General features: G+C 60.4%; 15 protein-coding genes and 1 pseudogene. 5 read left to right on the top strand and 11 right to left on the bottom strand.

What is annotated here, in order from left to right; genetic code table 11:
- Positions 1-31: 31 nt before the first annotated feature.
- From pstC to BM235_RS15305, 5 genes are all read right to left on the bottom strand, one after another.
- Positions 32-985 (bottom strand): phosphate ABC transporter permease subunit PstC, encoded by a 954-nt coding sequence (pstC, locus tag BM235_RS15325; RefSeq protein ID WP_369803522.1) that lies wholly within the window; start codon positions 983-985, stop codon positions 32-34.
- Positions 986-1,099: 114 nt separating this feature from the next.
- Complete coding sequence (locus BM235_RS15320) at positions 1,100-1,954, bottom strand: phosphate ABC transporter substrate-binding protein (protein WP_090114730.1); 855 nt, start codon at positions 1,952-1,954, stop codon at positions 1,100-1,102.
- A gap of 35 nt (positions 1,955-1,989) precedes the next feature.
- The gene (locus BM235_RS15315; protein ID WP_255374399.1) at positions 1,990-3,408 is read right to left on the bottom strand and encodes a stalk domain-containing protein; all 1,419 of its coding nucleotides are present in this window, start codon (positions 3,406-3,408) and stop codon (positions 1,990-1,992) included.
- Positions 3,409-3,665: 257 nt separating this feature from the next.
- Entirely contained in the window at positions 3,666-6,110 is a 2,445-nt protein-coding gene (locus BM235_RS15310; protein ID WP_090114726.1) for a beta-mannosidase, read from the bottom strand.
- Positions 6,111-6,322: 212 nt separating this feature from the next.
- Entirely contained in the window at positions 6,323-8,986 is a 2,664-nt protein-coding gene (locus BM235_RS15305) for an alpha-L-rhamnosidase (RefSeq protein ID WP_090114724.1), read from the bottom strand.
- Here BM235_RS15305 and BM235_RS32980 point away from each other — a divergent pair.
- Together BM235_RS32980 and BM235_RS32975 are read left to right on the top strand one after the other, a co-directional pair.
- Positions 8,931-9,467: pseudogene (locus tag BM235_RS32980) on the top strand (cupin domain-containing protein); the annotation flags it as partial. The gene BM235_RS15305 and the pseudogene BM235_RS32980 overlap by 56 nt on opposite strands.
- Positions 9,468-9,527: 60 nt before the next feature.
- Positions 9,528-10,013, top strand: coding sequence for a helix-turn-helix domain-containing protein (locus tag BM235_RS32975; RefSeq protein ID WP_369803521.1), 486 nt, complete (start codon positions 9,528-9,530; stop codon positions 10,011-10,013).
- 68 nt (positions 10,014-10,081) lie between these two features.
- Here the strand turns inward: BM235_RS32975 and BM235_RS15295 are convergent, their stop codons facing one another.
- The 6 genes from BM235_RS15295 to BM235_RS15270 all read right to left on the bottom strand — a co-directional run bounded on the left by BM235_RS15295 (position 10,082) and on the right by BM235_RS15270 (position 16,632).
- Complete coding sequence (locus BM235_RS15295; protein ID WP_090114719.1) at positions 10,082-10,807, bottom strand: AraC family transcriptional regulator; 726 nt, start codon at positions 10,805-10,807, stop codon at positions 10,082-10,084.
- 187 nt (positions 10,808-10,994) lie between these two features.
- Positions 10,995-11,618 (bottom strand): C40 family peptidase, encoded by a 624-nt coding sequence (locus BM235_RS15290; protein ID WP_090114717.1) that lies wholly within the window; start codon positions 11,616-11,618, stop codon positions 10,995-10,997.
- A gap of 220 nt (positions 11,619-11,838) precedes the next feature.
- Entirely contained in the window at positions 11,839-12,798 is a 960-nt protein-coding gene (nrdF, locus tag BM235_RS15285) for a class 1b ribonucleoside-diphosphate reductase subunit beta (RefSeq protein ID WP_090114715.1), read from the bottom strand.
- A 32-nt stretch (positions 12,799-12,830) separates the two neighbouring features.
- On the bottom strand, positions 12,831-14,915 hold the full coding sequence (gene nrdE / locus BM235_RS15280; protein WP_090114713.1) for a class 1b ribonucleoside-diphosphate reductase subunit alpha: 2,085 nt from the start codon (positions 14,913-14,915) through the stop codon (positions 12,831-12,833).
- Positions 14,902-15,261, bottom strand: a complete 360-nt coding sequence (gene nrdI / locus BM235_RS15275; RefSeq protein ID WP_090114711.1) for a class Ib ribonucleoside-diphosphate reductase assembly flavoprotein NrdI — start codon at positions 15,259-15,261, stop codon at positions 14,902-14,904. Before nrdI ends, nrdE begins: the two co-directional genes overlap by 14 nt.
- A gap of 471 nt (positions 15,262-15,732) precedes the next feature.
- Entirely contained in the window at positions 15,733-16,632 is a 900-nt protein-coding gene (locus BM235_RS15270) for a helix-turn-helix domain-containing protein (protein WP_090114709.1), read from the bottom strand.
- Between the two features lie 156 nt (positions 16,633-16,788).
- Here BM235_RS15270 and BM235_RS15265 point away from each other — a divergent pair, with 156 nt between their 5' ends.
- The 3 genes from BM235_RS15265 (at position 16,789) to BM235_RS15255 (ending at position 19,260) form a co-directional block, all read left to right on the top strand.
- On the top strand, positions 16,789-17,526 hold the full coding sequence (locus BM235_RS15265; protein ID WP_090114707.1) for a ThuA domain-containing protein: 738 nt from the start codon (positions 16,789-16,791) through the stop codon (positions 17,524-17,526).
- Positions 17,527-17,701: 175 nt separating this feature from the next.
- On the top strand, positions 17,702-18,394 hold the full coding sequence (locus BM235_RS15260; protein ID WP_199408953.1) for a futalosine hydrolase: 693 nt from the start codon (positions 17,702-17,704) through the stop codon (positions 18,392-18,394).
- On the top strand, positions 18,394-19,260 hold the full coding sequence (locus BM235_RS15255; protein ID WP_090114703.1) for a 1,4-dihydroxy-6-naphthoate synthase: 867 nt from the start codon (positions 18,394-18,396) through the stop codon (positions 19,258-19,260). Before BM235_RS15260 ends, BM235_RS15255 begins: the two co-directional genes overlap by 1 nt.
- Positions 19,261-19,407: the final 147 nt, after the last annotated feature.

Genomic DNA, 19,407 nt, shown 5'->3' with positions numbered 1-19,407 from the left:
GCGATCGGCGCGCCGTTTTTGGAAGAGTCGCTCACGAAGCCTTCGCTCCCTTCTTCTGCAGCAGCCGAACCGCGACGATCAGCAGCAGCGAGATCGCGAGCAGGAGGAAGCCCATCAGGTACAGCGCATAGTTCCAGGTCGAGTCGAATTCAACGCTCGTGATCTGCATGACGATGTTGCTTGTCAGCACGGCGGTCGGCGTGAAGAGGCTGTCGGCAAGCTGCGGCGTGTTGCCGATGACCATGACGACGGCCATCGTTTCGCCGATCGCGCGCGCCATGCCGAGGATGACCGCGTAGACGATGCCGCTGCGCGCCGCGGGCAGCACGACGCGGAAGATCGTCTGGAAGCGCGTCGAGCCCAGCGCATACGAGGCATCCCTGTATTTTTTCGGAACGGCGGAGATCGCGTCGTCGCTTATGCGGGCGATGGTCGGCAGCACCATGATCGCCAGCACGATTGCGGCGGCGAGCAGTCCGTCTGCCAGATCGCGTCCCGTCATCGCGCGGAGCATCGGGATCAGAATCGTCAGTCCCAGGTAGCCGTAGACGACGGACGGGATGCCGACGAGCAGGTCCATTACGGGGCGCAGCGCGCCGCGCAGCCACACCGGCGTGATCTCCGCCAGGAACACGGCGATCAGTACGGCGACCGGGACGGCAAGCACAAGCGTAAGTGCGGTCAAGGCGAACGTGCCGAATATGAAGAGCAGCGCGCCGAAATGTCCGTTTTCGGGGTCCCAATTGGTAGAAAAGAAAAATTCTTTGAACGAAACCGTTTCGAACGTCATGACGCCCGTCTTGAACATCAAGATCAAAATGCCGAACAGAACAAGGCAAACGAATACGGCCGCGGATACGCAGAGGACCTTAAACGTCGAATTGAAAAATCTCAGCCGGGATCTGCGGTCAAGCGGATCGCCGCCGGCTTGGCGCAAGCTGTTGCCCAGCTCCGCCGGCGCGATGACGCGGCTTTGCGCGTTCATCTCAAGCATAGGACGAATCTCCTCTCCCAGGTAAAAACGTAAAGAAAAAGCCGGCCTTAAGCGCTTTGACGCTGCAGCCGGCTTGATGGCGTGATACGATCGGTTTCGCTTTTATTACTTGACGGCCGCCAGCGGGATGAACTTCAGCTTTTTCAGCGAGCCGTTTTGGAACTTGGCGCTCTGAATATACTCGATGAATGCTTTGGTCGCGCCCGTCGGCTGGCCCTTCGTCATGAAGTAGCCGATGCCCCATACCTTGTACGTGCCGTTCAACACGTTTTTCTCGGTCGGCGCGGCGCCGTTGATCGACAGAGCCTTCATCTTGTCGGTCACGTACGGCAGGTCGATGTAGCCGATTGCGTTAGGGGTCGTTTCGATCGCGGTTTTCATGTCGCCGCTCGAGCCCGTTTCCTTGTAGTTGTCGCCCTTCGTCATGAAGTCCTTGCCTTCGAGCGCCTTCAGTTGGAAGTTAACGCGAGTACCGGAACCGAACTTGCGGTTGACGACGACGATGTTAGCGTCCGAGCCGCCGACGTCCTTCCAGTTCGTGACCTTGCCGGAGAAAATGTCTTGCAGTTGCTTGGTCGTCAGGTTGCTGACGCTCACGTTCTTGTTGACGACGGCCGTGAATACCGTGACGGCGACCGGGTTGGCCACTTGGCCGTCGAACTTTTTGAAGCCGGGAACGTCCATGGATGCATCCCAGTCTACCGCGCCGATGTCGGCGATGCCTTTGCGGACCGATTGCGGACCGGCGATGGAGCTGACCGCGGACGCCGAGATCTTGACCTTCGGGTTCAGCTTCTGGAATTCGCTTTTCGCTTGCAGCGTCAGCGGCAGCAGCGCCGACGAGCCGTTGATGACGATCTTGCCTTTAAGCGAGCTTGCCGCGGACGCGACGGAAGCGCCGCCGGCCGTCAGGGAGACCGCAAGCGCGATCAGCGCGGCGGGTTTGAACCATTTTTTCATGGGAATAAGTGCTCCTCTCGTATTAGGAAAAAAGATTAGCGGGTGACCGGCTTCCAAGCGCCGTTCGCGTTCACGTACAGGCCGTCTTCAAGGGCTATGATGATTTGCGACCCGTTCACGGCAAGTCCGGATGCAGAAGCGGATACGTTGTACATCAGCTTCTTGGAAGCCGTGGCTGGATCGACTTCATAGATCGCGGACTCGGCATCGCTTACTGCGGTCAGGACGTACAGCTTGCCGCCGGACAGGACGAGCTCTTCTACGTCGCCTTCGGCCAGCAGCGTAGCCGTCTTCTTGTCCTTGTCGACCGATACGACCGTGGCGTTTGCGTTTTCGTCCGCCACGCTCACATAGTAAACCGTGCTGCCGTCCGGAGAAACCACGAACAGCTTGTCGTCCTTCGCCGAAGTCAGCGCGACTGCCGCCGGCTTTTCAACCGAAGCGTCGTACAAGTTCACTTGTACTTGCTCGCCGCTCGCGTCGATGGCGACCGTGTCCTTGTCCAGATCCGTGCCGTCGGCGGTCGCCTTCGGCGGCGTCGTGACCAGGTACGCGAACTTCTTGCCGTCTGGCGAGACCGACAGCGCGGACTTATAATCGACCTTGTCCTCTACAACCTTCGAGATCGTGCCCGTCGCGATGTCTACCTTCGCGATGACCGAACCTTTATCGCCTTGCAGGAAGTAGATCGCGGAGCCGTCGGCAGACCATACGAGCTCGGTCTTGATCGACGTGTCGCTTGTGATTTGCTTCGTTTGCTTGCTCGCCAGGTCGATCACGTACACCGCGCCTTCAGCGTCCGTGTAAGCTGCCTTGGCGCCGCCCGGAGCGACGATCAGGTCCGAACCGCCTTCGGAAGAGAGAAGCTCTGCCGATTTGCCGGTCGCCACGTCCACCAGATAGTCCGTGCGCTTCGCGTCCGTCTCTACGGAGACGATCGCTTGGCTTGCGTTCACGAAGCGCGCGTTGTCGCCGCCTGCGAGCAGCTTGATCGTGTTGATCGCGAGTTTGCCGTCCTTCAGCGCCATCGTGCCGCCAAGGGCTTGTACAAGCGGCTTGACCGCTACGAACGCCGTTCCGTCCAATACCTTAGCCGCTTGATTCAAATTGATGATGTTGCCGTCGACCGATGCTTGCTTGACCCCCGTCTTAAAAGCAAAGGAATGCGAATCCAGCGTAAGCGTCGTATAGCCGTTTACCGCCGACAGCTTAGCGCCGATCGCGGCGCTCAGATCGCGTACCGAGACCAGCGTCTCGCCGTTCGACAACGCCGTGCGGACTTGCACGTCATTGTAGTTGACGACGAATACGGATTGCTTGACCGTCAGCGCTACGGCTTTTGCCGTTACCGCTTTGGCGGTGGCCGCCGAGCTGAGTTGTGCTGCGCCTGCCGTTCCTGCCGCTGCCGTTCCCAGAGCCGCTGCCAGAATCGTTGCCGCGATTGCTTTTTTCATCACCATGTGCGCCCAGTCACCCTTCTTTTGATTGATCTATTACTCATTATAGGCAGGTTTTGTAAACCGGGATGGCGGCCTATATTTTGGATATGTAAATTTTTCCGCGCGTTATCAATTCGGACGAACTTGGGACTTCGGTTGCGAAATCACATACAAAAAGTCCCGTCGATATCTCCCTTGCGGGAGCATCTCCGGGACTTGACCGGCCGAATCGGCCTGTTTTCGGTATGCCGCGTTTCAATAACGCATTTCGATTATACGTAGTCGAGCGTCTTCACTTGATTCAAGCAGGCGACCTGGACCTTCGCGCCTTCCGGCAGCGCGCCTTTGAGCACGATTTCCCGCTTCTCGTCCGCGCGCAGGTCGAAGAAGTTGTCCGAGAGCGTCCCCGGCAGGTCGACGAGTCCGACGTCCTTGGCGAACGCATCGGTCGTCAGCGTGAAGCGCGTATCGCCGTTCGCCAGCGTCTCCTGTGCGACCTGGACGTCCGCCGGCTTCAGCGCGAGCTGATGCGGCTTGCCCAGCAGGTACGTGTTCGCGGCCAAGCGCGTTTCGCCTTGATACAGGTTCACGCAGACGACCGTCCGCGCGGGGGCGAAGCCCGCCACGGAAAACGTGCCGATCAGCGTCGACCGGTGACCCGTGCCCTTCACTTCATTCACGACGGACTGTACGACGCTATCCGAGTCCAGATCGTAGAACTCGACGACGATGCGACCTTCGAAGTCGCCGTGATCGTGAATCAGGTACAGCTCGGCCTCGTCCTGGCCCGGCGCGATCTTGGCGTACGCATTGGGCGATTGGAAGCTGCGCTTCATATAAAAATAGGAAGGCTTGTGCACCTTGGCGTAGTCGACGAGCGCCCAGCTGATGGACGGCCACAGGTCGCTCCACTGCCAGATGAGCGCGCCGGACGTGTCCGGCATCCGGGACACCCAGTGCTCGACGCCGAATCGAAGCGCGTTGGCCTGCAAAAGCTGGTTGACGTACACGAAGTCGTCCTTCGACGCAGGCAGCTTGTAATCGCCGACCGTGTAATAGAACAAACGCTGGATGCCGTTCGGCGCCTTCTGCATGGCGTCCAGCTTCGGATCGCGCAGCGTGCAGCTCGGATCGACCATGTTCAGCAGAAGATTCGAAGGATAGGACTGCATGCCGAACTCGGACAGGAAACGGCCGTTCACCTCGCGGTACTCCTCGTACGGATGCGTCTGGCCCCATACGAACCAGGAGTGGAGGTCCCCGTAGTTGCCTTCCAGCTTCGTGTGATCGAACGTGAGCGAATACGGACTCGACGGCCAGTACGGCCGCAGCGTGTCGACCGCGCACGCATCGTGCAGCACCTCGAAGTACAGCTTTTCGCCGTAGCCATGCAAGCGGCGGGCGCGGCTGCGCTCGACGAACACCTGGTTCTCGTTATTGCCGCACCAGAGCACGATGCTCGGATGGCTGCCGAACTCGGAGATGACGTAGTCGGCTTCCTTGCGCACGAGCGCGCTGAACGCGTCGTCGTCCGGATAGTCGCCGCACGCGAACATGAAGTCCTGCCACACCATGACGCCGAGACGGTCGCAGGCGTCGAAGAAGTCGTGGTTCTCGTAAGTCCCGCCGCCCCAGACGCGGATCATGTTCATGTTGGCTGCCGCGATGCGCTCGATCTCGACCTCGTATTCTTCCTTGGTATCGAGATTCGGGAACAGCTTGAGCGGGATCCAGTTGATGCCTTTGCACAGGATAGGCACGCCGTTCACCTGGATGATGAACTTGCGCCCTTGCTTGTCGTAAGGCATGTCGATGCGAATCTCGCGCAGGCCGACGGCGCGGGACATCGTCGCGACCGCTTCCCCGCCCTCGTCCAGCACCGAGGCCTCCAATCGGTAAAGCGCCTGCTCGCCGTGACCGAGCGGGTACCAGCGCTTCGGCTGCGCGATCTCCAGCGCCGCTTCGTAAGCGACGGCGCCCGGGTCCAAGCTGACCCGCTCGGTCCGCTCGGAGACGACCGTCTCGCCGTCGAAGATCCGATAGCGGAGCGACGCTTCTACGGCCTCCGCGCCTGCGGTCGCTACTTTGAACGACGCGTTCACGATCGCCTTGCGGTCGGTCAGATGCGTGATCGCATAGCCAAGGCCGTTCGTTCGTACGACGTCGTAGGCTTCGATGGACACCGGCTTGTGAATGCCGACCGTCACGACCTTGGCTCCCCAATCCCAGCCGTAGCCGTATTGCGCTTTGCGGCCGAACAGCCGCGCGGGTATGCCGTTCCACAGGTTCAAAGGCTCGCCGAATGCGGCTTCCTTCTCCTTCAGCGTCTTCGTCGGCGAGGCGATGCGGATCGACAGCTTGTTTTCCGCTTGCGCGATGCCTTTGATATCGAAACGGTAAGCGATAAACATATTTTCAGTCGAGCCGAGCACTTGACCGTTAAGCGTCACTTCGGCGTAGGTGTCGACGCCCTCCAGCACCAGCTCGATCGCGTCGCGCGCCAGCTCGTCTTCGCCAAGCGCGAACGCGCGGGCGTAGGTCCAATCGTCGAATTCCACCCACTCGATTTTCGGCTCGAACAAGGTATCGAATTCATTGGCAAGCACGCCCTGCTCCATCAGATCCTTTTGCACGAATCCAGGCACTGCAGCCTGATAGCGATCGCCGGTGCGCCCGTTCGAGAGCTCCCAGCTTCCGTTCAACAACAACGTGGTCATGTCGATTGCTCCTAATCCCGATAGGTTCGATAATATTATTCTTGCCCTATTGTACCGTATTCGACTCGTAAAGTTTAGGCTAATTGTTATTGTAATTTGACTATTTAATTCGAAATAATAGTTTACAAATCAATAGACACGCGAAAATGCCCCCGGCTGCCGCGCGGGGGCAAATCGTCAATGAATGGGATCAAGCGTCGGCCGCCCTCTGCTTATGCCGGGCAGGTTAATACGTATCGACCCGAGCCGATCCTTAGTTCCACGAATCCTTCCCCGGCATGCAGGACCGCCGCGTCTTCCGAGGCGTCGGCCGGCTTGCCGTCAATCAGGATGCGAGCGACATCGGCGGCCGGCAGACGTACCGTGGCTGAGGTGCCGGCCGGCAGCGCCACGTCGAGCGCGATCTCGTCGTCCGCGCGACGCCACCCCGAATGAATCGTGCCGTACGGCGATTCGAGCGTCGCGGCCGCAAAGCTCAGGTCCGATCCACCGAACAGCGGCGCGATGCGGATGTCCCGGTACGCCGTCCCTCCGTCTCCAGCGTCCAGTCCGACAACGCGGCGGTACAGCCAGTCGCCGATCGCGCCGTACGCATAATGGTTGTAGGAGTTCATATGCTCGCTCCAAAACGTTCCGTCCGGCTTTACGCCGTCCCAATGCTCCCAGATCGTCGTCGCGCCCTGTTTCACGGGATACAGCCAGGATGGGTAACTCTCCTGCATAAGCAGCTTCAGCGCCGTGTCGTGATAGCCGTTGTCCGACAGCGCGAAGCAAAGATAAGGCGTGCCGACGAATCCGGTCGTTAGATGATGGTCGTTTTTCACGACCAGCTCGTTCAGCTCGCGGGCGACCCGCGTCTTGACCTCGCCTTCGACCAACCCGAAGACGAGCGCCAGGGCGTGCGCTGTCTGCGTAGGCGCCGCGAGCCTGCCGCCTGGCGTGACGAACTCGCGCCGAAACGCGTCGCTGACGCGATGGTACAGATCGCCGAAGTAGCGGACGTCGGCGGCTTTGCCCAGCGCGACTGCCGCGTCGCGGACCAGGCGCGCCGAATAGGCGTAATAGGCGGTGGCGATGAAGTCCTTCGGCGTGGCGCCGATGTAGCTGTTCTCCTTGGCGTCGAGCCCGAGCCAATCGCCGAAATGGAAGCCGGTATTCCACAAATATTCGTCTTCGCCCTGCGCGCGCATGTATTCGACCCAAGCCTTCATGCTGTCGAACTGCTCTTCGAGGAGACGCTTATCTCCGTAGCATTGATAGATCGTCCACGGACAGATGACCGCCGCGTCGCCCCATGCCGCCGAGGAGTGGCCCTGAAGCACGTTCGGAACGACGAACGGCACGCCCCCGTCCGGATGCTGGTCGGCCGCCAGATCGTGGAGCCACTTGGCAAAAAACGGTCCGACCTGATAGAGGAAGGCCGCCGTCCGCACGAAAACTTGCGCGTCGCCCGTCCAGCCGAGCCGTTCGTCGCGCTGCGGGCAATCCGTCGGCACGTCGAGGAAGTTGCCCCGCTGTCCCCAGCGAATGTTGAGGTTCAGCCGATTGATCAGCTCGTTCGAGCATTCGAATCGGCCCGTCTCGGGCATGTCGGAATGGACGACATCGGCTTCGAACGCCTCGAAGGGCAGCCCCGCCTCGTCTTGGCCGGGATAGCCCTCCACCTGCACGTAGCGGAAGCCGAAAAAGGTAAACGCGGCGGCATACGTTTCGCCCGCTTCGCCAGAAGCCGTATAGACGAGCTCTTGCCGCGCGCCCCTGAGATTGCCGTAATACACGTTGCCGTCGCGATCCAAAATCTCGGCATGCCTGAGCCTGATCGTCGTCCCTGCCGGTACGTTCGGCCGCAGCCGCACGCGACCGACTAAGTTCTGGCCGTAATCCAGCACCGTGTCGCCCGCCGGGGTCCGCAGCAGCGCGACGGGTAGGAGCCGCTCCGTCACGCGAACGGGCCAATTCTCCTGCGCCACGAGTCGACCTGTCCCCGGCTCGGCCGCCGTCGCCGCACGCCACGTTGAATCGTCGAATTCGGCCGTACGCCATTCGGCGGGTTCAAGCCGCGCATCGAACGTTTCCCCGTGATAAATTTCCGAAAATCGGATGCCGCCCGTCGAAGCCTTCCAGGAAGGATCGGTGACGACGACTTGTTCGCTCCCGTCCGCGAACAGGACGTGCAGCTGCAGCAAGGCCGCCCGGCGGTTGCCGTACCGATTGTTCTTTTTGGCCAATTCGCTCTTGTACCAGCCATTGCCCAAGGCGATGCCGAGCGCGTTGATGCCTTGGGAGAGCGAATGCGTCACGTCGTACGTCTGGTACTGCAGACGCTTCGCGTAGCTCGTCCAACCGGGCGCCATCAGATCCTCGCCGACCCGCTCGCCGTTCAGATACAGCTCGTACAAGCCTGCCGCCGTCGCGTAGATGCGCGCCGACGCGATCTCCCCATCGAGCTCGAACGTTTTGCGCAGCAGCGGCGACGCTTCATCGTCGGGGTCCAGCACGGCCGGGTCCGCCCCGATCCAGTTCGCCTGCCATTCGTCCGCCGACAGCAACGCCGCCTCCCACCAGGCGGTCTCGCTCCAAGCCGATTCCGTCCCGTCGCGGCCCCACGCCTTTACCCGGTAATAATACCTCGTCCGCGAGCGAAGCTCCGGACCGGCATACGGGACCAGGACCGACGCCTCGCTCTCTACGCGGCCGGAATCCCACAGCGGCTCGTCAAATTTCTCAGCGCCTGCCGAGACTTGGATCCGGTATCCGGTTTGGACTTCTCCGCGCTTTTCGCTTTCCAGCTTCCAGGACAGCCGCGGGTGCGGCGTGTCGATGCCAAGCGGGCTGCGCTTATATTCGCAAGTCGTTTCCTTGATCGTTAGCGGCATTTTCGAGCTCCTCTCGCTTTTCATGCAACCGCCTTCATCTTATAATGAAAAACAGCGGTTGAATCGCGGCGATCCCGACATTCGATCAGGGGAAATCCGACATTCGCTCGAAGGGGAGGCGGCACGCATGGTTAGACGGGACATTCGCATCTTGTACGGGGAAAAGTATTTTGAGGACGACCTGCCGATTTCCGTCAATCGCGCGGTCGAAAGCTACGACTTGCACGAGCATCGCCACGACTTTCTCGAGATCAGCTACGTGTCCGAGGGCAGCGGCGTTCACCATACCGACCAGCCGCCCGTCGCCGTACAACAAGGGGACATCGTTCTCATCCCCGTCGGCGTCTCTCATGTGTTCAGGCCCGTCTCGCCTTCCCGATCCCGTCCGCTGGTCGTCCGCAATTGCCTCGTTCATACGGAGCGGTTCGGCGAGTTGCTGCGCGGCATGCCGGGAGGCGCCCCTTTGACGGCGCTGCTCGAGCAACCGGACATTCGCTACTTCCGCGACGCGGACGGGGAATGCGAACGGCTCTTCGGACGGATGCATCTCGAACACCGGGCCCGGCGCTCCGCACGCGTAGCCGCCTTGCACGTACTCCTGCTCGATCTATTGATCCTGCTGCTTCGCCTTGGCGAAGAGCGCGCTCCGGCCGCCGCTGCCGCTCCAACCGGGCTCGAGGAGGCGCTTCGCCTCCTCCACGCGGCGTATGCGACGCCGCTCTCGACCTCCGCATTGGCAGCCGCAGCCGGCATCGGCGAACGGCAATTCCAGCGGCTGTTCGTCCGATATACCGGCATGACGCCCCTGGCCTATCAGCAGTCGCTGCGCATGCGCGAAGCCTGCCGGCTGCTGCGCGATACTGATTGGAAGCTCGCCGCCGTCGCCGAGGCCGTAGGCTATCAGGACATGTCCCACTTCGCGGCGCTGTTCAAGCGCGTCGTCGGCTGCGCGCCCGGGCAGTATCGCAAGCAAGCCGGGACAGCCCTTCCGCCCCTCGCAATCGGCGGAATCGGCCATCCCGGCTGATCGTTGCGGGCGGCTCTCGCTTTCGCGCTTCGGCGCTTCAGGCTTCGGCTATGCTCGCGCTCCGGATCTCAGGCTTGGCCTGCCGTCATCGTCTTCGCCTTCCTCCGCTGCACCCTTAGCGTTCGGACGTATTCCATCGGCTCGACTTTATATTTATCCTTGAACATTTGCACCAGGTGCCGCGGGCTGATCTTGGACAATCCCGCGAGCCGTTTGACCGACAACGGTTCATAGTAGTGCTGCTCGATATAAGTACGCAGATGCTCCAGCGCGATATTGAGCTCGTCGCTGGGCTCGGCCATCCACTCGTTAAATACGCGATGGAGAAGCTCCTGGAACATGAACTGGCTGCGAAAACGCTCGAGTCCGCTCTGGCCCGTCATGCTGCCGTATGCGGCGCGGCTCATCGCGGAGAGCGATACCGGCGGGATGCGCAGGGGCTTGCCCGCTTGGGGCATCGGCAGAAGCTCCGCCCGCGATTCGCCGGCCATTTCCCGGGTTCGGTCCCGCATGACGTCGAAGGAAAACAAATAAAGCTCCGTCGTCGCTTCGCCCTCCGGCAAGAGGGTCATCGATGCTGCTGGCTCAGCGACATAGATCGTCCCTTCTTCGACGCCGAACGCTTGACCGTCGGTCAACAGCACGCCGCGTCCTTCCGTCACCGCGAGCAGCGTATAGGATCCCTTTCCCTGCGACAGGGAAATGCCGACTTGCGCATTACTTTTCGCGATTCGCTTCGCTCTTCTGAGCTTGAACCACAGATGATCGAGCTCCTTCCACCCGTCAGCCTGCATGACTGCTCCCCTCCTTCGCGTAGAGTCGATCCGTAATCGGAGAAGCACAGTACATGATCAACTTCCTTTCCGCCACGTCGGTTATTCGTTTAGCTTTATTTTATTGATAATGATTCTCATTGTCAAACCAATTATAACCCGACACGCGATCCGCGGGGCGGACGAACGTCGGGCGAATGAATTACATTTACGACACTGCCCACTCCATCGCAGATTCCGGCGCTTCGACGCCGTAACCGAGCCTTGCGCGATCGAGAAGCGGATAATCGTACAGGCGACCTTCGTACACCGTTTCCAACTCGGCATGCCCTCTAAAATGGTCCGGCGTCACGAGCGACGACGGCCGGTCCCATAGTTTCAGACCGGCTTCCCGCAGCGCTTCCGCCACGAATTGGGAGCAAAAATAAGCCTTGTCCGCGCCCATTTCACGGTCCAGCAGCACGCCGAGCAGCCCGATAAGGTTGTATCGGTATTGCTCCCGCTGCCGCTTGAAGTTACCGACGACACGACGCGCCTCCTCGTACTGCCGCTGCGTAACCCGCAGACGCAGCAGCGCGCAATGCGTATTCGGGAAGTGGCTGAAGGTACCCGAATATACATCCTCCTCGACGAATCCGCCCGCAAAAGGATTGGTCGGCTTTTTCCGTCCGAAGCTGTATACCTCGCTTAAATCCGCGCCGAAAACGAGCGAAGCATGATTGTAGGGCGCAGCCGTGAACCGTTTGATCATCGTGGTGAACAACGTCCCCGTATCGGTCAATAAAATATAAATGCTTTTCTCCCGATTGTCATTGCGCTTCCCGTCGTTCATGTTCGCCCGCTCCCCGCCATGGATTCTCTATGGCTTTAGCTTAACAAAGCGCGAATGCAAAGGAATCTGGCGCAGGTGCGGTTTGCGGGACAGACTTTGGTCTTGGGAGATCCTGGACTCCGGAGGAAATTATAAAAAAAGACCCCGCAACCGGCAATCCGGCTGCGGGAGATGTTAAGTATCTATAGATAGAGTTGTCTAGCGAAGCTCGGTCAACGAATTAGAATACGAAGTCCTCGTCGCGGAGCTGCTGCACGTTCGTCGTGCGAACGTAGCCATTGCCCTTTTTCGAGAAGAAATCGTGCTGCTTGGTCCGCGTGCTGATGCCGTTCTGGACGATCGGATTGATGTCCTCGTCTTCGAACAGCGGCTCGAGGCCCATGTTCATCATCGCTTTGTTCGCGTTGTAACGGAGGAAAGCCTTCACTTCGCCGGTCAGGCCGAGCGTGCCGTACAGACTCTCGGTGTACCGCTCCTCGTTGTCATGCAGATAACGAAGCAGTCCCTTCAGCGTCTCGTATGCGGCCGTCTGCTCGTCTTCGTCCAGCTTCGCGTAGATCTCTTGGGCAAGCAGCCCGACGTATACGCCGTGGATGCTCTCGTCGCGCAGGATCAAGTCGATGATCTCGCCGCTGCTCGTCATCTTGCCTTGTCCGGCCAGATAAAGCGGGTAGAAAAAGCCGCTGTAGAACAGGTAGCTCTCGAGCAGAACCGAAGCGCCCATCGCCAGGTACAGATCCTTCGGCGTGTTGATGTTGTTGTAGTACTGGGCGATCGTCTCCGCCTTCGTCTGCAGATGCGGATTGCGTTCGACCCAAGCGAACACCTGGTCGATCTCTTCCGTCGTCGCCAGCGTCGTGAAGATGCTGGAGTAGGACTTGGCGTGGATCTGCTCCATCATCGCCATGAAGCCGAGCACGGCCTTGCGCTGCAGGCCTTCGACGTGCTCCAGAATCTTCGGCATGCCGACGCCGCCCTGCACGGTATCGAGCAGCGTGAGGCCGCCCAGCACCTTCATGTACAGATCGCGCTCGTCGTCGTTCAGCTCCATCCACGACATCTTGTCGTCGGACAGCGGGATTTCTTCGTCCGTCCAGAATTGCATGATGTTCTGGTTCCAGAACATCGCGGAGAAATCGTCGTCGGGCCGGTTCCAGTTGACCGCCTTATGCGTTGCCATAGTCTAATCTCCTTCAGATTCGCCGCGCCGTCTTATACGGCGCAGGCGATGCATTCTTCGACGGACAGACGGTTCGTCCGCGTATAGTACAGGGACTTCAATCCCAGCTTGTCTGCGTAAATGTAATAGCGGGCCAGCTCGCGCGTCGTCACGTTGCTGTTGACGTGCAGCACGGTGGAGATGCCTTGGTCCACGTGGGCCTGAATCTCCGCGATCAGATCGAGCACCTTGAACTGGTCCATCTGATAGGCCGATTTGTAATAGAAGAAGTTATCCTGCCGCATGAACGGCATCGGATAATACGTCGTCGAGTTCGCGTATGTCCGCGTCTCGATCTGCTCGACGATCGGCATGACGCTGGACGTGGCGTTCTGCACGTACGAGATGCTCTGCGTCGGCGCGATCGCCAGGCGGTACGCGTGGCACAGGCCGTGCGTCATGACGTCCGCGCGAAGCTGCGCCCAATCCTGCTGCGTCGGAATCGCGATGCCGGCGAACAGCTCCTTGACCTTGTCCGTGCGCGGCGTGTAGTCCGTCTCCGTATAGCGGTCGAAGTACGTGCCCTTCGCGTACTCGGATTTCTCGAAGCCGTCGAACGTGATGCCTGACTTCCTCGCGATATCCATGCTCTTCTCGATCGAGTGGAAGTTGATGCTCATGAAAAACGTGCGGGCGAAATCCTTCGCTTCGTCGCTCTCGTAAGCGATCTTGTTCTTCGCGAGATAGCCGTGCAGGTTCATCGCGCCGAGGCCGATGGAGTGCAGCTCGCGGTTCGCCTTGGCGACGCCCGGCGCGTTGGCGACGGTCGTCATGTCGCTCACGGCGGTCAGGGCCATGACGCCCTCGTGGACCGATTCCTTGATCTTCTTGTGCTCCATGACGTTCGCGATGTTCAGCGAAGCCAAGTTGCAGCTGATGTCGCGGCGGATGACGTCGGGCTGGCCGTAGTCGCCGATCTCGCTCGTCTCCTGCAGTTGGAAGATCTCCGTGCACAGGTTCGACATCTTGATCGCGCCGATATCCTTCAGCGCGTGATCCTTATTCGCGTTGGAGCGATTCATAATGTAAGGATAGCCGGATTCGAGCTGCGTCGTCGCGATCTTCACGAGCATGTCGCGGGCGGTCATGATCGCCTTCTTCTTCACGCGGTCGTCGGCGAGCAGCGTGTCGTACATCTCGTCGAGGTCCATATCGTCGAGGTGCGTGCCATACGCCTTGAACACCGTATACGGCGCGAATACGTGCAGCGGCTTGTTCTCTTCGGCCAGCCTGTAGAACTTCGACGGCACGATCAGGCCGATCGACAGCGTCTTGAGGCGCGTCTTCTCGTCGGCGTTGATCTTCTTGCTGTCGAGGAACTCCATGACGTCCCAGCCGAAAATATTGTAGTAGCCGGCGCCCGAGCCCTTGCGTTGACCCATCTGGTCGGCATAGGAGAAGGCGTCCTCCATCAGCTTGAGCACGGGCATGATGCCCTTCGCGGCGCCTTCGACGCCCTTGATGCTCTCGCCGCGCCCGCGCAGCTTGGACAGGTTGACGGCGACGCCGCCGCCGATCTTGGACAGCTGCATGCAAGTGCCGAGCACGTGGTTGATCGAATTGAGCGCGTCGTCCATCTCCAGCAGGAAGCAGGACACCATCTCGCCGCGGCGGCTCTTGCCCGCGTTCAGGAAGGTCGGCGTCGCCGGCTGCACGCGCTGCTCCATCATGGCCTGCGCCAGCAGGTGGGCCGCATTGACGTCGCCGCGTCCCAGGTGCAGCGCGACGATCGCGACGCGGTCCGGGTAGTGCTCCAGGTAGATGCTGCGGTCGTTGCTCTTCACCGCGTAGTCGGTGTAGAACTTGGAGGCCGCCATATAAGAAGGAAACTTGAAGTCGTAGCCGTGCGCGATCCGGTACACCTCTTCGACTTCATGCTCCTTGTACTTCGCGAATACGTCCTCGTAGTAGTCGTTCTCGATCATATAATGAACCTTGGACAGATGCCCCGTGAACGACAGGCTGCGCTGCTTCACTTCTTCCATAAACGCATCGACGGCCTCCAGGTCCTTGTCCAATTGAAAGAATCCGTCAGCGTCGCGCTGCATCAGCAGGTTGTTCAATTCAATATGCCGCAACTGCGCTCACCTCCCGCTTGAAATTATCGACGTCGCGCTGCGTGCCCGACAGTTCGAATTTATAAAGCACCGGCACCCCGTACCGCTCGGAGATCGTGTCCGCGCTCTTCGCGAAGCCGTCTCCCCAATTGCGGTTGCCGCTGGCCGATACGCCGATCATCTTGCTTGCGTTGCGTTCCAGGAAGGACGCCACGCTGTCCGGCACCTGCCCGAATCCGGTCGTGTAGGTCACGAGGACGAACGGCTCGTCCAACGTCTCGGTCCCGTCGATCGGCACCGCCGGCAGATTCAGCTTGTTAATGAACCTCCGTACGTTCCCCGTCTTCGATGCGTATGCGATCAGCATGGCGCAATACCTCCTTAAAAAATCAAAATATGTAATGAATTTGAAGAATCGGCACATGGAAATCCGCTTTGCGGGCATCACGAAATAAGCTTTCGCTTGTGCTGCGATGCAGCCGTCGAAAACCCGCCGAATATCCTGTTGTTTGCACCGCCGGCATTGGCTTGCCGGGTCAACCTATCGTCATTTTCCGCTACCGTCTCTTAACCAAGCGCCGCGGAGTTCAAACCGATATGTTGAGGACATTTATAAATTTATATCAATATATTGTGGCTGTCAATCCATGGAGCGGCCTAAAATTTATGACTTGCAGGCAGGAATTCGCAAAACCCGCGCCACGCAAGGGCTGCGGTCGATTGCAGTCGATTCGCAAAAAAAAGACGGACAGACAATTGCTGGCGTCGGCCCGCTCATACTACATATAGGGTGACATCCCGTCCGATTTGTCAAGGGATTGTTTTCGAATTTTCGCCGTCAATTGCGCATCCGCTGCCTGAACTCTTTGGGCGAATGCTGATTGTGCCGCTTGAACAATTTGTAGAACTGCGCCATGTTCCAGATGCCTACTTCGAAGCTGACCTCCATGATGCTCAGGTCGGTCGTGAGCAGCAGGCGTTCGGCCTTTTTGATTCGGTTGTAATTGACGTAGTCGACGAACGGGATGCCCATGGTCCGCTTGAACGTCTTGATGAAGTGGTGGTAGCTCATGCCCAGCAGGCGGCGCACGTCGTCCACCGCGATCTTCTCGCCGAGACGGCTCTCCACGTAATCCAGCACCGGCCTCATCCGCGCGATGCCGGCTTCTTCGGTGCCCCGCAGCACGCCGCGGTCGTCGCCCCTCAGCAGCAGCAGCAGCAGGCGCTTGATCGAGGCGCTGACCGCGATCTCGTATCCCGTTTTCCCTCTGTACGTCTCGTCGTAAATCTCCGAGATCAGCGCATGGGCCTCGTTTCTCGCGGCGGGACTCGCTTCGAATATGTAGTTCAGATCCTCGAGCGGACTGGTCAGCTCCGAGAAATGGTGCAGGTACGGCAGAATGCTCTGGTCGAAATGCCGCACGAGATCCACTTGGAAAACGAGATACCGCGCGGGCTTGCCGTTCAGGCTCCATGTCCGGTGCGGCCGGGACGAGCCGATGACCATGACGTCTCCCGGACCGAGCGTCGTCAGCGAAGTCATCGTCTGGACCTCGAGACCGCCTTCGAAGATCGCCAGAAACTCCACTTCTTTATGATAATGCCAATGCCAGGCGTCCGTCGCCCTGCGAACCCGCTCGACGCCTTCGAGCTCCCATACCTTGAGGAACAGCAGCGGATTCTGGTATACGACTTTTTCGTTCACCGCGTCGGCGTGCGTGTCGATGGCGTTCGGCATCTGCGATCATTCACCTCTTTAGTAGCTTCATCAAGCAGTATAACACTTTTGAATACAAATGAATTAAGATCAGACATATTCCGGCATGCTCCGATTGTCTATACTGATAACAAGAAAGCATAAACAAGAAAACGACGATCGGGAGGCTGCAGCTAAATGGCACAGCGTATCAGAGTCACCGTATGGAACGAACACCGCCACGAAAAAACGCACGAAAAAGTACGCGAGGTGTATCCCGAAGGCATTCATGCCGCGATCGGGCAAGGACTCGGCACGGACGCGTTCGAGGTTCGCTACGCGACGCTCGACGACGACGAGGAGCACGGCTTGTCCGAGCAAGTGCTCAGCGAGACGGACGTGCTGTTCTGGTGGGGCCATATGGCGCACGGCGACGTCAGGGACGAGATCGTCGATCGCGTTCACGCCCGGGTTCTGCGCGGCATGGGACTCATCGTGCTTCACTCGGGTCACTTCTCCAAGATCTTCAAGAAGCTGATGGGCACGTCCTGCGACCTGAAGTGGCGCGAAGCCGACGAGAAGGAACGCATCTGGGTCGTGGCGCCGAACCATCCGATCGCAGATGGCATCGGCGAGTACATCGACATCGAAGCCGAGGAAATGTACGGCGAGCACTTCGACATCCCGGCGCCGGACGAGTTGGTCATGGTGAGCTGGTTCGAAGGCGGCGAAGTGTTCCGCACCGGCTGCACGTTCCATCGCGGCCAGGGCAAGATCTTTTATTTCCGCCCCGGGCACGAGACGTATCCGACCTATTACAACGAACAGGTTCGCCGCGTGCTCAGCAATGCCGCCAAGTGGGCGGCGCCGTCGACGCGCGAATATCCGAAGTACGGCAACCACAAGCCGCTCGAAGCGATCAAGCCGAAGTCGTGATCCATCCATACGCGTTTCGACAGTCCCGCCGGTCCGCGCCGGCGGGGCTGTCTTTTTATTCGCCAGCTCGGACTGTCCCGGCCGTCCCTTCACTGCCGCGGGCAACTGCGGTAAAATAGAACGATGCCTCCGTGACGGGACATGAACGATATGGGACGAAATGGAGATGAAAAGAATGGCGGAATTAACGGGAAGCCCGGGTAAGACGGGACTCCCTTCCGAAGCCCGCGTCCTCGTGATGACCGCGGTAGAAGCGGAACGGGACGCGGTGCTCCGCGGCTTGGAGGGCGACCGCCGCTTCGACGTGCGACTTTGCGGCGTCGGGCCCGCGAGCGCGGCCGCACGCACGGCCGCCGCGCTCGCAGGCGGCGAGGCTTGGACGCTCGTCGTCAGCGCCGGCATCGCCGGAGGGTATCCCGAGCTAGCCCCCGTGGGCACGCTCGCGATCGGCACCGCCTCGGTCGCCGCCGACCTCGGCGTCGAGACGGCGGACGGCTTCGCCTCGGTCGACGAGCTCGGCTTCGGCGCTTCGGGCGTCGCGGCGGACGCTTCGCTCGCAGAAGCGCTGCTGCAGGCGCTGAACAGGGCCGGGCTGGTCGCGGCCGCCGGTCCGATCGTGACCGCGTCGACGGCCACGGGCACGGCCGCCACCGCGGCCCTGCGCGCGGCGCGAGTGCCCGGGGCGGTGGCGGAGGGCATGGAGGGTTACGGCGTGGCCGTCGCCGCGTCCGATGCGGACAAGCCGTTTATCGAATTGCGCGCGATCTCGAACGCGGTCGGCCCGCGGGATCGCGACGCTTGGCGGATCGGCGACGCGCTGTCGGCGCTGTCCGCCGCGTTCGCCATTTTTAAGGAGGCTGAGCTTTAATGAAAATCGCGTATTCCCCTTGTCCGAACGATACGTTCGTATTCCACGCCTGGTCGGCGGGCCTGATCCCCGGCGCGCCTCGCCTTGACGTGACTTATGCCGATATCGATATCACCAACGGCCTGTCCGAAGGCACGGACGGCCCGGAGGTCATGAAGATCTCCTACGCGGCCCTGCCGTGGACGCATCCGGACTACGCGCTCCTGCCTTGCGGCGGCGCGCTCGGCCGCGGCTGCGGGCCGCTCGTGCTCACCGCGGGCGGGCCGTCGGACGGACAGTCCGACCCCGCCCGGCTCTCGGGCAAGACGGTGGCCGTGCCTAGCGAACGCTCGACCGCCTATCTGCTGTTCCGTCTGTGGGCGTCCCGGAACGTCCCCGGCGGCATCGGACGGATCATCGTCATGCCTTTTCATCAGATCATGCCCGCCGTGCAGCGCGGCGAGATCGACGCCGGCCTCGTCATCCACGAAGCCCGTTTCACTTACAAGCAGTACGGCCTCGCGATGCTGCAGGATCTGGGCAGCTGGTGGGAGCAAGATACCGGCCTGCCGATTCCGCTCGGCGCCATCGTCGCGAAGCGCTCGCTCGACTTGGAGGCGGTGGCCGGCTGGATCCGCGCTTCCGTCGATTATGCTTGGGCGAATCCCGAGGCTTCCCGCGAGTATGTCATGTCGCACGCGCAGGAGCTGTCGCCCGAGGTCGCCAAGTCGCATATCGACCTGTACGTGAACGGCTTCACCCGCGATCTGGGCGAGGACGGCTTCGCCGCCGTCGACGCGCTCCTCGGCCGCGCCGCCGCGGAAGGACTCGTGCCTGAAGCGCGCGTGGCGTCGCTCCGTCTGAGGAGCGGCATGAACGCCCGTTAACCTCCTGCAAGCCCGCGCCAAAACGGCCGCGCCGTCCCCATCGGACGGCGCGGCCGTTTTTTTGCGCGAGACGGCGATTCACATGGCCGTCAGGCGTGTATGTACTAAACAGCGAAGAAGGCTGCGCATCGCAGCAGTGGAGGTTAT

Origin of the sequence: Cohnella sp. OV330, from assembly GCF_900112065.1 — a bacterium.
Classification (GTDB): Bacteria; Bacillota; Bacilli; order Paenibacillales; family Paenibacillaceae; genus Cohnella.
This window is presented reverse-complemented; position numbering and strand designations above follow the sequence as displayed.